The sequence below is a fragment of the Pseudoalteromonas sp. SG44-17 genome, from assembly GCF_014164235.1.
Classification (GTDB): Bacteria; Pseudomonadota; Gammaproteobacteria; order Enterobacterales; family Alteromonadaceae; genus Pseudoalteromonas; species Pseudoalteromonas rhizosphaerae.
In genome coordinates this window covers 1-13786 of the sequence record NZ_JACJEV010000014.1, presented here as the reverse complement: position 1 = coordinate 13786, position 13786 = coordinate 1, and the positions used below count along the sequence as shown (strand labels likewise).

General features: G+C 38.7%; 10 protein-coding genes. 3 read left to right on the top strand and 7 right to left on the bottom strand.

The window, feature by feature from the left end; all coding sequences use genetic code 11:
- Positions 1–20: 20 nt before the first annotated feature.
- Complete coding sequence (locus H5182_RS11510) at positions 21–821, bottom strand: glycosyltransferase family 25 protein (RefSeq protein ID WP_182760052.1); 801 nt, start codon at positions 819–821, stop codon at positions 21–23.
- Between the two features lie 217 nt (positions 822–1038).
- Between H5182_RS11510 and H5182_RS11505 the strand changes: the two genes are divergently transcribed.
- The gene (locus H5182_RS11505; protein ID WP_182760051.1) at positions 1039–3198 is read left to right on the top strand and encodes a S46 family peptidase; all 2160 of its coding nucleotides are present in this window, start codon (positions 1039–1041) and stop codon (positions 3196–3198) included.
- Positions 3199–3348: 150 nt separating this feature from the next.
- On the opposite strand, the gene H5182_RS11500 is transcribed toward H5182_RS11505, so the two are convergent.
- Positions 3349–5766, bottom strand: a complete 2418-nt coding sequence (locus H5182_RS11500; protein ID WP_182734172.1) for a PAS domain S-box protein — start codon at positions 5764–5766, stop codon at positions 3349–3351.
- 497 nt (positions 5767–6263) lie between these two features.
- Here H5182_RS11500 and H5182_RS11495 point away from each other — a divergent pair, with 497 nt between their 5' ends.
- Together H5182_RS11495 and H5182_RS11490 are read left to right on the top strand one after the other, a co-directional pair.
- Complete coding sequence (locus tag H5182_RS11495) at positions 6264–7535, top strand: O-acetylhomoserine aminocarboxypropyltransferase/cysteine synthase family protein (RefSeq protein WP_182760050.1); 1272 nt, start codon at positions 6264–6266, stop codon at positions 7533–7535.
- Positions 7536–7686: 151 nt separating this feature from the next.
- Positions 7687–8346, top strand: a complete 660-nt coding sequence (locus H5182_RS11490; protein WP_182760049.1) for an NADPH-dependent FMN reductase — start codon at positions 7687–7689, stop codon at positions 8344–8346.
- Between the two features lie 4 nt (positions 8347–8350).
- Here H5182_RS11490 and H5182_RS11485 read toward each other — a convergent pair whose 3' ends face one another.
- The 5 genes from H5182_RS11485 to H5182_RS11465 form a co-directional block, all read right to left on the bottom strand.
- Positions 8351–8539: a DUF1289 domain-containing protein gene (locus H5182_RS11485; protein WP_149980198.1), complete on the bottom strand. Its 189-nt coding sequence runs from the start codon at positions 8537–8539 to the stop codon at positions 8351–8353.
- Positions 8540–8592: 53 nt separating this feature from the next.
- Complete coding sequence (locus H5182_RS11480; RefSeq protein ID WP_145235753.1) at positions 8593–9105, bottom strand: hypothetical protein; 513 nt, start codon at positions 9103–9105, stop codon at positions 8593–8595.
- A 184-nt stretch (positions 9106–9289) separates the two neighbouring features.
- Positions 9290–10027, bottom strand: a complete 738-nt coding sequence (locus tag H5182_RS11475) for a hypothetical protein (RefSeq protein ID WP_182760048.1) — start codon at positions 10025–10027, stop codon at positions 9290–9292.
- Between the two features lie 319 nt (positions 10028–10346).
- Positions 10347–11804 carry an aerolysin family beta-barrel pore-forming toxin gene (locus tag H5182_RS11470; RefSeq protein ID WP_182731609.1) on the bottom strand — a complete coding sequence of 486 codons (1458 nt, stop codon included), beginning with the start codon at positions 11802–11804 and terminating at the stop codon, positions 10347–10349.
- A gap of 201 nt (positions 11805–12005) precedes the next feature.
- Entirely contained in the window at positions 12006–12887 is an 882-nt protein-coding gene (locus H5182_RS11465; RefSeq protein ID WP_182734173.1) for a LysR family transcriptional regulator, read from the bottom strand.
- Positions 12888–13786: the final 899 nt, after the last annotated feature.

Here is a 13786-nt window from a genome sequence, read left to right as displayed (position 1 = left end):
TACTATTTAATGATTCTAGGTTATGAGTAAAAAGGAGCTGCGGCTCCTTTTTTGCATTTAGGAGTAGTGGGTAAAGCACGCTTAGTCTTTTTGATAAATGCCGCCGTTGCAAAGTGATTATTTACCGCGCTACTGAGTTGCTGACCTTTACGGGCTAAAAACGATTTTTTTACGCGGGCATTGCTACGCGACTTTATATCACTTACTTGCTCACAATCTTGAGAGACTGGATACGGCAGTAATGAATAGCCTGTTACTTGAGTTTCCCATATATGTTGTAGGTCACAATCAATAGGGCGGGCAAATGTCTTAGTAGCTGCTAATAATTGTTTCGCACCTTGATAACTGATTGCAGAAGCACAACATCCTGTCATCAACTTTTTATGGATCACTAATTTTTGCTCAAACTGCAACGGCACTTGATAGGCGATTTTGCGAGTACGGTTTTGATAAGCTGAGAGTTTTATCAGTTGCCAAGTGAGCGGTAATTGTTCAATATTTTTAATTGCACTATTAATACTCGTATCTAAGATAAAGTCATCTTCGAGCACAATTGCGTAATCAAGTTTTCTATCGACAATGGTTTGCCATGCTTTGCGATGGCTCAAGTAACAGCCAATCTGCCCAGCACTGAGCGGGTAATGGTATTTTTGTTTGTTGAGGCTAGGACTGTAATTAATTTCTTTTTGCGCTTGTGAAAGCATGGCGCCATCAATTGCATCTATACGCTCAAAACTTAGCCCATGTGCAGCTAATTGTCGCTGGCTGTTTGCTAATCGCTCCGTTGAACGAGCGAGGTTGATCAAAAAAATAGCAGTCATAATTAGGCCGTGCATTATTAATAATATTTAAATCCTAGCTATTGAAAATGACCAAATGATTGCATCGTTGTGTTGTTTTTATTGCCAATAGAGCTCGAAGAAGTATTTGTTTTCAGTATTTTGTTACACAATAGTGCAGCTATTTTGTCGCAGAAATATTGACCTTGCTAAGGCTGCACGCGTAACCTGTTATAGAAACAATAAAAAGGATAAAAAAATGCGTTTAAAACCACTCATAGCATCACTTGCTATTGTAGTATCGGGCACAACATTTGCTGATGAAGGCATGTGGCAACCACACCAACTTCCTGATCTAGAATCAATTCTAAAAGCCAAAGGACTAGAAATTGACGCAAAATCGATTTCTAAATTAACCGAGTTCCCAATGAATGCTGTGATAAGCCTTGGTGGCTGTACCGCATCCTTCGTATCGCCAAAAGGGCTGGTGGTTACCAATCATCACTGTGCTTATGGTTCGATTCAATATAACTCAACACCAGAGAACAATATTTTAGAAAACGGTTTTTTAGCAACAACACCGGCTGAAGACTTACCAGCGGCACCCGGCTCTAGAGTGTATGTAACTGAAACAGTTACCGATGTGACCAAAAAAGTAATAAAAGGCACTGAAAAACTCAGCGCAAAAGCGCGCTACGACGCGCTAGAAAAAAATGAAAAAGCGTTAGTGTCAGCATGTGAAGCTGACGACAATTATCGCTGTAATGTGTATTCATTCCACGGTGGTTTAGAGTTTTATTTGATCAAATCACTAGAAATTAAAGATGTACGCTTAGCATATGCGCCTGCTATGGGCGTAGGTAAGTATGGTGGCGATATCGATAACTGGATGTGGCCGCGCCATACCGGCGACTTTTCATTTTATCGTGCATATGTAGGTAAAGACGGCAAACCGGCTGAATTTAGCGAAGACAATGTACCTTATGTGCCTGATTCATATCTAAGTGTCAGCGCCAAAGGGGTCCAAGATGGCGACTTTGTTATGGTAGCAGGCTATCCTGGGCGCACTAACCGTTACCGCATTGCTGCTGAAGTTGATTATGTATTTAATACCAGCTATCCAAAATCACGCGAGCATAATTCAAAATATGTCGCTTTGATTGAAGAAAATTCAGAAGATGGCAGCAAAGCGCGCATCGCCTACGAAAGTACTATAGCGGGCTACAACAACTATATTAAAAACTACGGTTCAATGATCGAAAGCTTTAATAAAGGCACGATGTATGAACGTAAAAAGCAATTTGAACAAGATCTAACCGCGTGGATAAACAGTGACCGTAAGCGTAAAAAACAATACGGTAAAGTGTTAAATGAATTGTCGGCGTTAGTGGCTCAATCGCAACAGCACAATGAGCGTGATCGTATGCTTGGCTATGTGCACCGCTCACAAATGATCAGTACCGCACGTAGCTTATATCGCCTAGCTTATGAGCAACAAAAACCTGATAGCGAACGTGAATCTGGCTATCAAGAACGCGATTTACCACGCTTTGAAGCCGGTTTAAAGCGCATGAGTCGCCGTTTTGATGCAAACGTTGATAAAGCCATTTTATTACATTTTTTAGAGCTGTATGCCGCGTTACCTAAAGAAGAGCGTTTTGCAGAAGTAGATAAAGTTTTTGAATTAGAAAATGGCTTTGATAAAGCCAAGCACAGTGCACTATTAGCAAAAATGTATGCTAATTCAACGCTAGATAATGAAGACGTTCGTATCGCGTTATCTACGCAATCATTTGCTGAACTTGAACAAAGCCAAGATGCATTTATGCAATACGCGAAGGCCATCTTTGCCGTAATGAAAGCTGAAGAAGACAAAGACAAAGCACTTGCCGGTAAACTACAAGCGGCGCGTCCACAGTTAATGAGTGCCATCATAGCGTTTAATGAAGCACAAAATAAACCTGTGTATGCAGATGCGAATAGCACATTACGTGTAACGTATGGCACTGTTGGAGGCTATTCACCGCAAGACGGTTTGATAGCAACACCGTTTACATCACTTGAAGGGCTACTTGCAAAAAACACCGATGTTGATCCATTTAACGCGCCTGAAAAACTGCAACAGCAAATCAAGGCTAAAATATTTGGTGATTACACCGGTGGCATGAATACCGTACCAGTTAACTTTTTATCAAACGTAGACACGACTGGAGGTAACTCAGGTTCACCAACACTTAACGGTAAAGCCGAACTGGTAGGCTTACTGTTTGATGGTGTGTACGAAAGTATTATTGGCGATTGGGATTATAACCCAGCACTTAATCGTTCAATCCACGTTGATTCACGTTACATGCTGTGGGTGATGGATAAAGTAGATAACGCACAAAACCTATTAGACGAAATGAAAATCGTAAAATAAGTAATGAGTAAAATAGTAGGGCGCTTACCATAACGGTAAGCGCCTTTTTTAATAAGTATAATTTGTAATGACTTATGTCTACTTTTTGCTATGAGCGGAAGTTGATTTGCCGAAGCCGAACTGGCAATAAAGCACAAACAAAGCAAGTACTTACTTTATAAATGAGCTCAGAACACCGTATAGGGTAGCAATATCAATTGGTTTTGCTATATGTGCATCAAATCCTTGGCTTAAATAATCAGCAACGTCATCAATCATTACATTTGCGGTTAGTGCAATTATCGGTATATGCTTATTGAAATTAATGATATTTTTCATTGCTTCAACACCATCCATTTCAGGCATTTGTATATCCATAAGTATCAAATCAAAGTCCTTTTCTTTAGCTGCTTCTACTGCCTGTTTACCGTTATCTACAATAGTTAATGATGCATTAGTGCCTTCGAGCATTGACTGAATGACAATTTGATTGATTTCGTTATCCTCAGCAATTAGTATTTTCTTTCCCCTCAACGGCGGCGGAGTCATAGATTTTTGTACGAAAGAGCTGACACTCTTATTGGTTATAGTTAATGGTAATATGACTCTTATAGTGGTGCCTCTACCCACATTGCTTTTTACATCGATAGTGCCTCTCATCATAAGAATAAGACTGAGGGTAATCGACATACCCAGCCCAGTTCCACCAAATTTACGTGTTGTTGAGTTGTCTGCCTGTGAAAAACGATCAAATATACGAGCTTGAGCTTCCTCACTCATTCCAACTCCTGTATCAGCCACTTCAAGACTAATAGCCTGCTTTTCTTGGTAAAGAGTTTCGCTCAAGTGAATGTTTACGCTACCCTTTTCAGTAAACTTAACAGCATTCGACACAAGATTGAGTAATATTTGCTTAACACGGACAATGTCTCCTAACCAGTGATCATTAAAATTTTCATCAATATTACTGACAAGTTTAATACCCTTATTACTGACTATGCTGTCCACTTCAAATTTCACAGATTTAATTATATCGCTAATCGAGAAAGGCTCTTGCTCTAGGCTTAGTTTATTGCTCTCTATCTTTGAGTAATCCAAAATATCGTTGATAATGGTTAACAGCGATTTAGAAGACGATACTGCATTTTTAAGCATTACTTTGGACTTGGCATCGAGATACTCAGTATTGACCATCTGCAGTCCACCTAAAATTGCATTCATGGGCGTACGTATCTCATGGCTCATATTTGACAAAAATTCACTTTTCGTTTGGGTTGCCTGCTCAGCTTTTTGCTTAGCTACTTCTAGCTCATTTATCGCATTTATTTTATCTGTAATGTCGTAATTTACACCGATGACTTTTAGAGCGTTGCCATCATTATCTCTAATAACTTCTGCGCTAGCTTTGATTGTTCTTACCTGCCCGTTTGGATGTACTACTCTAAACTCTGGATTAAAAGCACCTAAACCTGATACGGCATCCTCTAATTGTTTGTTAGACTCTTCCATATCATCAGGGTGAAGACTATGAGTCCAAGCTTCATAAGCACCAGAAAAACAATTCTCTGTAATGCCATACAGCTTGTACATCCATTCATCCCAGATTAATTCTCCCGAAATGACATCCCACTCCCACACACCAATTTGAGCTGATTCATTTGCCAATTTCATTCTCAGAGAACTGGTTTCAGCTTGGTTTTTTGCTATTTGTAATTCGGTTTCTATCTGTTTCTGATGGGAAGTATCTTGGATGACAGAGCAAATCAGCTCATCGCCATTTGCACTCTTAATTATAACGCCCGACAATTGTACGGGGTATTCATAACCCTTTTTATGAATATATTCTTTATAGTAAGGTCCGTAACGGCCTGTTTCTGAGAGGGATTTTAGTTGTTCTTTTTCTTGTTCTTCGTACTTTTTTGGTGTCAACTTCCAATAGTCCATTTGATTTAGTTCGTCTTTGTCATAACCACTAAAACGACTCAGTTCCTTGTTAACATACTCAAATAAACCATTATCTAACCTATTAATTGCAATGCCTACCGGCGCTAAGCTAAAAAACTGTTCAAATTTTTCTTTTTCCTCATTGAAAGCGTAGCTAATTCGTTCTATGTCTGTTGAAGCACTATGCAATTTGTTTTGCGTCTCAACTAATTCACTAATATCTCTACCTATGGCTAAAATAAAAGCATCACCATCCACATTTAATACAGTCAGAGATACAAGGCATGGAAAAGATGAGCCGTCTAATCGAGAGTGAACCCACTGAAACAGCTGTGGCCCTTTAGTCAGAGTATTTTCAATGTGTTCTGCGGCTATTTCCTCTGAACGTCTGCCACATGGTTGATACTCAGGTGAGATATCAGAAGGCTTTAAATTAATAAAGTTGTCTTTACTTTCCACGCCGTGCATATTGATTGCAGCTTGGTTACATTCTGTGAATTTACCAGATTTCAGGTCGATTATTGATAGTGCGTCCCCAGATACTTCAAACAACTTCTTATACTTTATATTTTCAGCTCTAGCGTTTGCAAGCTGAACTTTAAGCTGGTCAATCTCCGCTTCGAGATCGTTTGTGGGATTACTCATAAGAACTCACTGTTAATTGTGTTTTTTCTTTTCCTATATATAACAATAGCTATAGTCCATTTTTTGTAAAAACAGAAGTTTTAAATAGAGAGTATTGAGTGGCTATTTCCTTATAGTACCGTTTGACGAGAATCAATATTTTTTCAAATAGCTACAAACTACGAGAAGATAATTATAGTTGGCTGTAATGATAAGTGAAAAATACAACAGATTATTGTTCTTTTTATTTTTTATAGTTAATGAGTCCAGAGGACGCTCTGGAGTTAAGATACGTTCAATCAGTCTACGCACGCTTCACAGCCTAAACCATAATAAACAGCTATGTCCACTTTCTTAAGAAAAACAGGTGTTCGTTTAAGATGGAACGAACTAACATAATTCGCTCTTAGCAGAATTTAACTTAAATCTAATTACTTCAACATCCTTTAATATATTTCATGTGCACTTTGTGAGCGATAAATGCTAGCTTAAGGGTAACCCTATTGAAGGAAATAATTATGAAACTTGAGTCTTTAGCGCTGCATCACGGTTATGAATCTGAACCTACAACTAAATCGGCGGCGGTGCCGATTTATAATACCTCATCGTATACGTTTGATAGTACTCAACATGGTGCTGATTTATTCGATTTAAAAGTACCTGGGAATATTTATACCCGCATTATGAATCCGACCAATGCGGTGCTTGAACAGCGTATTGCGGCCATGGAAGGGGGCATTGGTGCGCTTGCTGTGGCCTCTGGTATGGCGGCCATCACTTACGCAATTCAATGTTTGTGTGAAGTGGGCACTAATATTGTCAGTACCAGCCAAGTGTATGGTGGTACTTATAACTTATTTGCCCATAGTCTACCTCGCCAAGGTATTGAAGCGCGGATGATTAAAGCGGATGACTTTGCCGGTTTTGAAAACGCGATTGATGAGAATACCCGCGCGGTTTTTTGTGAGTCGATTGGCAACCCTGCAGGGAATATTGTTGATATCGCTCGATTAGCTAAAATAGCCCATAGCAAAGGCGTGCCGCTGATTGTAGATAACACAGTGGCAACGCCCTATTTATGCCGGCCATTTGAGTTGGGTGCCGATATTGTGGTGCATTCGCTTACTAAATATATTAACGGTCATGGTACGGCGATTGGCGGCATAATTGTTGATTCGGGTAAGTTTGACTGGAAAGCCAATGCCACTCGTTTTGCGATGATGAATGAGCCTGATCCGTCGTATCATAATGTGGTTTATACCGATGCTTTTGCTGAAGCGGCGTTTATTGGTCGCTGCCGTGTTGTTCCACTTAGAAATACCGGTGCGGCACTTGCGCCTAAAAACGCCTCTGACATTTTAATTGGTCTTGAAACTTTAGGGCTAAGAATGCAGCGCCACTGTGAAAACGCGCAACAGCTTGCTGAATACCTAGAGAATCACCCTAAGGTGCTTTGGGTTAATTACGCGGGGTTAGCGTCAAGTCCCTATAACGCAATGAGTAAAACAACCACTAGTGGCAAAGCGTCTGGTATTTTAAGCTTTGGGATAGCGGGTGGCCTTGAAGCTGGCACTCGCTTTATTGATGCACTGAATATGATTTTACGTTTAGTAAATATAGGCGATGCCAAATCGCTGGCTTGCCACCCAGCATCAACCACGCATCGACAATTAAATGATGAAGAATTGGCGAACGCAGGGGTTAGCCGCGATTTAATTCGTTTATCGGTGGGTATTGAAAACATCGACGATATCATTGCTGATGTAAGCCAAGCGCTCGATAAAGCTTAGTAATGTTAGCTACAGGGGTAAAGCGTGATCCACATTAATGTTTAAACATGCATTTTATGTTTTGCTTGTAAGGTAGGTTTTATTTATGACCTACCGCACAAATTTACGTTTATATTCGTATATTGATTTAAATAAAATGGAGTGCCAGTACATGAAACTATTAATTTTTTTAGGTTCAGTTCGAAAAAGTTCGCCACCTAAGCCGGCACGTCTCGGTGAAAGAGTTGCCAAGGCATGCCAACGCTGTTTGCTTGAGCAGTACAATGATCACGATATTGAACTGATAGATCCGCTAGACTATGAGCTGGACCCTATATTCAAACCGCACTTTGCTTATTCACAAGCCGAGGTGCCTAAAAAACTCGATGACCTAGCGGAAAAAATTAAAGCCTGTGATGGTTTTATTATGGTCAGCCCTGAGTACAATCATTCAATGAGTCCAGCATTGGCTAATCTATTAAACCATTTTGGTAGCTCTTTATTTGCTTACAAACCCAGCGTTATTGTTACGTATTCTGCGGGGCAGTGGGGTGGCGTTCGTGCCGCTGTTGGGATGCGCAGTTTTTTAAGTGAACTTGGGTGTTTGCCGGTGTCGGCTATGATCCATGTGCCAAAAGCACAGGATGTATTTATTGAAAGTGGTGAAACAAACAATGAGGCAGAGCAAGCATCATGGCGCGAATATTTTTTGCGGTCGTTTAATCAGTTACTGTGGTGGGCTGAGGCAGCAAGTAAGCAACGCGAGCAGGTTGACCCTAAGCAATTAATTAAAGACTTTAAACGCGACCCGTCGCAACGCAATGCACCTTAATAAGCTATGGGGTATTAGCATCCTCTCTAGGAGTATCTAAAATAGCTTGTTTCTCTTGGTCTGATAAAATGATCCAATCAAATATTTCGTCGCTAGTTCGGCCGCAGCCGCTGCAATAGCCTTTGAGGCGGTGGCATTTCCCAATGCAGTCGGTTTTTAATAGCGATGAACTTTTTTGGGGTGTTGAATTCATAAATCCTTAGCCAAGCAGGCCAACATTTGCTGACCTGTTTTATGGTTTTAATGCTATTTATTTGCTACCGATTTACCTACTTCAAATGAGGTAGACCAAGGCGTCGAGCGAGATAATGTTTTTCCGGTATGAATTGAAATAGCTGGGTTTTTTTCATCAAGTACAAAGGTAGTGCGTAATGAATCAGCAGATTCTTTTTGTTGTTCGTGCCAGTTATTTTGCGCTAAACAAGCTCGGGTGAAATCAACAGCCTTTTGATGAATGGCCACCGCTTGCGTTTGTTCTTGGTAATTATCTTGGCAACGATAAGTCACTGTATCGGCATCCAAAGCACTGATTTGGCATGCTTCACCAACGAGATTGTATTTAGCTGTCCAAGTTTCTGCGTACTTTGTATTCACGCGGGTGCGCTTTAACACTTCAAAACGTGAGTCGTAGGCGGCTAATAAACCATTGATTTTTTCACAAGGCGTGAGGTTATCAATACTTGCTTTTTGCTCTGTTGTTAAGCTGCTACAACCCGATAAAATAAGGCCTGTTAATAATACCGATAAATACTTTTTCATAGTGGACTATCCTTTTATGATAGCTAATCCTTCGTAGTTGCTTAAAGGATACCTAAGGGCTTGAAAAAATGCCATTAAAGACGTGAAAATAAAATTATTGCATGACTTATATCAAACGTTTTAGCGCAATTTTTTAAATTTTTTTGCCCCAAAACTAAGTATTTCTTTAAGCAAACGCAGCCACTTATAGATTTTGAATAGGCACATTTTTTATTGTAACGCTACCTGAACCATCAGCAAGTAAAGTAAAATCGCCTGCTTTGTTAACATAAATACCACCAGATCCATCGGTTACTGTTACTTTGCCGACAATGTTTTGCACATCGATATTACCCGACCCATCATGAATGATTACATCACCTTGAGTGTTTGCCAGTTCAATACTGCCAGAGCCGTCATGGATGTTTACACTGTCAGTAATATTGCTCGCAGTGATTGCGCCTGAGCCATCTTCAATGGTTAATTGACCCGAAATATTATTGATTATAATTGCGCCAGAACCATCATGAATGCTAGTAGTAGCTGCATTTTCAATCGAGATCTCGCCTGATCCATCGGTAATATCAAGTAAGAATGTTGCTGGTAGCGACACCGTTAGATCTATGCGCGTATGATCTTCACTGTGGTTATCACAATTATTCGCAGTTAATTTTGCTGTGTTGCCACTATTATCTAAAGTAAGGCAGTAGTTGTCATGCGCTTCATATTGATAAATTTCAGCCTTTACCGTCACAGTGTCGGTATTACTGCCTACGATATGTAAAAAACCCGAACCGGCTTCAACATTTAATGCTGATAGTGATTGAGCATCAAGGGTAAGCTTTTTTGTGTCTTGTAGCGTCATCTCGTTATTCCAAGCCAAAGCTTGAGCTGATAGCAGTGCAGCGCCAATCAGAGTCACTCGTGTGAATGCGTTAATCATTATTATTCCCTTTCATTTTTTTGCTGTTTTAAGTTTAGTCGCATAGAGCGACTAAAAAGGTTTAAAGAGGGGGAATTATTTTTAGTCGCTAAAAATAATAAGACAATAATAAATGTTTTTGTAAACCCAACCCACTGTTATTGTATGATTTTATGGTGATTCACTTTTCATGACGAGAACAAAAAAATGCCTGGTTTGACTAGGTATTAACCTCTTACTATCACTTAAATGCTCAGTGCTTAGGGCTTGGTTTACTTTTTGAATTAAGTAATACATAGCTGGGATCTTACTTTACTAAGAGCCCAGCATTTTAGTTTATTTATAAATCAATCATTTCAATGTTAACAACGACATTTTTAAAACCAGCGTCTTCTAGTTCTTGTTTGAGCTTGTCAGCACTGGAGTAATCTACATGAGAAGTACTGGGCTTAACGCGTAGGTTACTTGGCAGCGGAGTTTCATCGCCAAAATATACATTACCAGCAAATTGGCTTTGTGCATAAAAGTGACCCGTTAACGTGGTTTTTTTAGGCCTCAAAATATGACTTAAATGATATTGCATTGTTGATAAGCTGGTTTGTTCTATCATCCATGGCCAATCCCATTTTTTATTTTCACCTGGTATGTATCTATGCTCCCATTGGTAAGGGATGCTTTTTTCTTGTCCAGCCCAGCGGCCAATAACAAAATTTGCATTTTCGGTCGGTCTGTTTTCAGGGTGACTTAACAAAGCATTGCCGCCCCAGCGCATAAAGCCATTTATTGATACGTTGTAGGTAATATCAGCATCAAACTCATAAGGGTAAGATATCGAGGATTTAAATAAATCAACTTTAGCGTTTACGCTAGTATTGGCAGGAATATTTGTTCTAGCTTGAACAGCAACACGCTGGCTTTCTGAGCCGCCATTACTTGTTCCCCATGCTTGACCTGCAGAAATAGTGACCGAAAGCGAGGTGTCTGAACCTCCTGTAACAGAAGGAGACTTCCATGTGTTTGCTAAGGTAACCGATTCAGAAATACTATAGTCATTTGTTTTTGACCAATTAGTTGATGCATCATATTCTATGGTAACTACTGACATTTGATCTACGGAGGTGTCGTTAATAGCAGGTACTGTGAGCGTTTTAACAAGCTCTTTATCAGCCGATACAATGTCGCCAGTTATTCTATATGATTCGGTATCCATGACATATTCGAAGTTAGATACAGTGATTGCCGTTTTTTCGCCGCACCGATATCCAGAACAACTCCCGCCGTTGTAACCTTGAATTGTCCAGCCTGAACCTGATTTAGTTACCTCCATATCTTCACCAACGTAATTAGATCGATTACCGCCTACCCATGCAAAGCCCATATAATGTGCAAGGTATGAAAGAGGTTTAATAAACGATTCTTTTTGGTTAACTAAATCCCATTCTATTTGGCTTTGGCTACCAGGTGCAATTTTAAGGGCGCTTAGTGATGGAATTTCATTGACTGGATTTTTAGGGTAACACCACGAATTAGAGGCAGAACCTCGTTTTATCTCCCCTGCATATCCAGAGCCCATAATTACCCAACCATCAGCCAATCCTGTTATTTGCCATTTGCCCATTTTATTAACAATGTCGCTTCTGTAAATCTGTGCTTCAGAGTGAGTTATTAAGCGATTGTTTGTGGAGCAAACACCCATCCCTAAATTTTCATATTCTAGTTGGTCTGGGTAAATTACTGTGGTGTTGGCACTTGCAGCACTGCTTAACCCAAATAGTAAGAGTGGTAATGTTTTTTTCATATAGTTATGTCCTTTAAAAGTTAGATATAGTCAAGGTCCATTTATTAATTTAAACGTATATAGCGTTGGACCAATTTTGATTTTAAATATCTACAAACTTATTAATAGGGGCATAAATGAAAGTTGATTTTTCAAAAATATTAGTTGCTTTAGCAGCCATAAATTAATTTTTTAGCGTTCAAATAACAAAAAATAATAGTGTTATATCTTTAATCCGTTCAGTGAGTGCTCTAAGAAATCAATTAAATAACGTGTGCTTTTTGGGATTAATTTATCAGGCCAAATTAAGTTAATATCGCGTTTTATTGGCTTTAAGTGTGCTAATACCTCAACTAAGCTACTGTCTTTAATATGAGGTAACAAACAATATTTAGGGCCATAATAAACACCTCTTCCTTCAATAGCTGCTAAGGCACACATTTCTATGTCGTTAGAGATAAAGTTGGGTTGAGGTTTAAAAATAATCTTTTCGTTATTATTCGATCTAAAAGACCAGTTTTCGAAAGGTGAGCAGGATATGTGGGGTAATTTAGCTAAATCGTTTAGGTTAGTAGGGCCGCCATAATTTTCGATTAAACTTGCAGAGCAGGCTAAAACAAAACTCATTTGATTGATTACTTTACCTATATTTTGCGAACTTTCTAACTGTCCTATTCTGATTGCGAGGTCAAATTCAGTTTTTTTTAAGTCCAAACGTTCGTCAGATAGCATCATATGAATTTTAATATTTGGATATAATGCAATGAATTGATTTATCACACCTGAAAAATACACACTTTTTATAAAATTTTGTGGCGCTACAAGCTTTATTGTACTTACTTTATGTTCACTAGTACTTTTAAAGTTACTTAGAATGCTTTGTAAACCTTCAACATGAATAAGGCATTGACTATAAAAGTTCTTTCCTGGTTCTGTTAATCGCAAACAGCCTTTTTCACGATAAAATAATGCTAAAGATAAATCTTCTTCTAATTTTTTTATTCTTCTTTGTAAGGTTGGTAAAGGAATATTTAACTTCACAGATGCTTCATGAAATGTTTTATATTGATTAGTCTTAATAAAAAGTGCGACGATATCAAGCAAGATAAATCTCCTGTAAAAATGGAATAGCAGTGATAAACTGATTGTTATATTACCAGTGTTAATTTTTACAAAATTAGATCATTTATTTAACATACGCAATAGTACTTTTTATAGCAACAACTATATTTAAGCCGAAATTAAACATGTTGGAATGCCATTAACATTAACGCTGTTTTAGCTAACAAAAATAAAATGGCATCCATCTTATAATTTGTATTGTATCAAATTACTTACTAATTGCTTTAGCGCAATAAATGAACCGATTTTGACATTGCTACAACAAGAAAGTCATATAAGTATGGCTAAGAAAAAGTCGAAAAATAAATGCTAAAGCAACAGTTATCCCCTTATATAGTTATATAAAGCTATAGATTCGTTAAAGAAGTGTTTTAATTAAATTGAGCTAAGTAACCTAAGCATTGGAGAATAAAGCTACCTGCGGTCGCAGAGTCAAGTGATTATTTGAATTTTCAACAAACACTGAGGTAAAGTAATACAGCGTGTTAATTTTATAATGTCTTGTTTTAAAGCTTAAAATGGGTGTGTTTTTAGTACTTTGCGAGACAAAAATACCAAACTATGCGATGACCATAACATTAGGACGTGTTGACCTTTCGTGTTTTATTTTGCAGCAGTATGTTTGATATTCAGGCAAGGCAGAGCCTATGTAGTGTGGTTGTTCCCCATAAATAGGAAATAACGCAGTATAAATGCCAAACATGCGCTGCCCGAAGGGTTCTATCTAGGGGCAATTAACCATTTGTTACTTACTTGAATGTCATAGGTAGGTACTTAAGAAAAATATTAAGTACAGCCTTAAAAATTTGGCTCTACCCCATACTGAAATACTCCTGTTTTTCGATCGCGTTTGGGGTGCGCCCTAGCTGCATTTTTCCTCA

What these genes read in the sequence shown, in the direction of transcription:
- H5182_RS11510 (WP_182760052.1), bottom strand. Translation starts at nt 821, where the DNA reads ATGACTGCTATTTTTTTGATCAACCTCGCTCGTTCAACGGAGCGATTA.
- H5182_RS11505 (WP_182760051.1), top strand. Translation starts at nt 1,039, where the DNA reads ATGCGTTTAAAACCACTCATAGCATCACTTGCTATTGTAGTATCGGGC.
- H5182_RS11500 (WP_182734172.1), bottom strand. Translation starts at nt 5,766, where the DNA reads ATGAGTAATCCCACAAACGATCTCGAAGCGGAGATTGACCAGCTTAAA.
- H5182_RS11495 (WP_182760050.1), top strand. Translation starts at nt 6,264, where the DNA reads ATGAAACTTGAGTCTTTAGCGCTGCATCACGGTTATGAATCTGAACCT.
- H5182_RS11490 (WP_182760049.1), top strand. Translation starts at nt 7,687, where the DNA reads ATGAAACTATTAATTTTTTTAGGTTCAGTTCGAAAAAGTTCGCCACCT.
- H5182_RS11485 (WP_149980198.1), bottom strand. Translation starts at nt 8,539, where the DNA reads ATGAATTCAACACCCCAAAAAAGTTCATCGCTATTAAAAACCGACTGC.
- H5182_RS11480 (WP_145235753.1), bottom strand. Translation starts at nt 9,105, where the DNA reads ATGAAAAAGTATTTATCGGTATTATTAACAGGCCTTATTTTATCGGGT.
- H5182_RS11475 (WP_182760048.1), bottom strand. Translation starts at nt 10,027, where the DNA reads ATGATTAACGCATTCACACGAGTGACTCTGATTGGCGCTGCACTGCTA.
- H5182_RS11470 (WP_182731609.1), bottom strand. Translation starts at nt 11,804, where the DNA reads ATGAAAAAAACATTACCACTCTTACTATTTGGGTTAAGCAGTGCTGCA.